At 53.7% G+C, this 1,246-nt stretch carries 2 protein-coding genes; both read right to left on the bottom strand.

Annotation, left to right across the window (positions count from 1 at the left end; all coding sequences use genetic code 11):
• Positions 1-230 (bottom strand): DUF456 family protein (locus ACTHUM_RS14515; RefSeq protein WP_440403226.1); only part of this gene is annotated, 230 nt, incomplete at its 3' end.
• Positions 231-373: 143 nt separating this feature from the next.
• Positions 374-1,246 (bottom strand): MFS transporter (locus tag ACTHUM_RS14520; protein WP_440403227.1); only part of this gene is annotated, 873 nt, incomplete at its 5' end.

Consider the following 1,246-nt stretch of genomic DNA (forward strand, 5'->3'; position numbering starts at 1 on the left):
GTATATTTTGCACCCAATGCGCCCGCTACATAGTCCATCGCAGTACCGAATACGGCAACGATAGCCAAAAAGGTCAGCGTACCCGAGCCAAACACTTGATAATCGCCGGCATAACCCAACAGCCATGCACCACCAAACATCAAACCCAATCCGGGCAGGGCGGGATAAATAGTGCCTAAGATGCCGACAGCAATGGCAATCAAGCCGAGAACGATGAGAACAGCAGTCATGAGGTTCCTTTTGAATTTAAGAGTGTAATAACGGCAGTATTATGGGCACGTTTTGTTATATTTTCATGAGAGATTGTGCAATAAAATGAAAAATTATCCGGAGGCGCGCTCAATTAAAATCGATGAATAAATATCTAAGTGAATTATTGTGAATCACGATCTGAATAATTGAATAAATTTCTATTCAAATATAAAAGCAGGCCTACTAATACGGCCAAGTACACTGCAACCCAATACGCATCTGTATAACCAATAGCCTTTGCCAGCCGTAGGGCGGCGAAACCGGCCGTGTAACTGCCGAGCAGGACGACGGAAAATTGCAGGCTGCTGTCGAGTGCGGCGGTGGCGCGGTCGGATTTGTCCATCACCAACGCCAGTATCACCGGCAGCAGCAGCGTGTAGCTCAGGCTCAGAGCGACGATTTGCGCGGGCGGCAGCCAAGAGCCGACACGTGCGAGCGTGTCGATGGCAGTCATGGACGCTAAAAGCGGCAGTTGCAGCGCGTAGAGTAGGAACACGAGTTTGCGGCGCGGATAATTGCGCAAAAACCAGCCCGACAGCGGCGTCACAATCAGGCAGGCAACAGGAATACCTACCGCCAAAATTCCGCCCGTCTGTTTCGGAGTGAAGCCCAAATCCGCCAGCTTGGGCACAAAGGTTGCCGCCATAAACGCATACGGTGCGGCAACGGCAAACAGCAAAACCAGCCACCGCCAGCCCGTTTCAGGTTGCTGCCAAAAAGAAACCAGCCGTGCTGCCAACGCCGTCCAACTGCCTTGCGCAGTCGGACTTTCCGGCTCGCGGTAGTACAAGAGTTGCAGCAGCATCAGCAGGCTGAACGCAAGCATAAAGCCCGCTGCCGCCATCTGCCCGTATTCCTGATACAGCCACAACACCAGTGCGCCGCCGATCATCTTGCCGCCGCGCGCCGCCATCGTCTGAATCACGCCACCGAAACCGCGCTCGCGGTGCGGCAGGACGATGCACGACAAACCCAGCATCGCGCAGCCGTACAC

The organism is Neisseria sp. P0021.S006 (genome assembly GCF_051956895.1).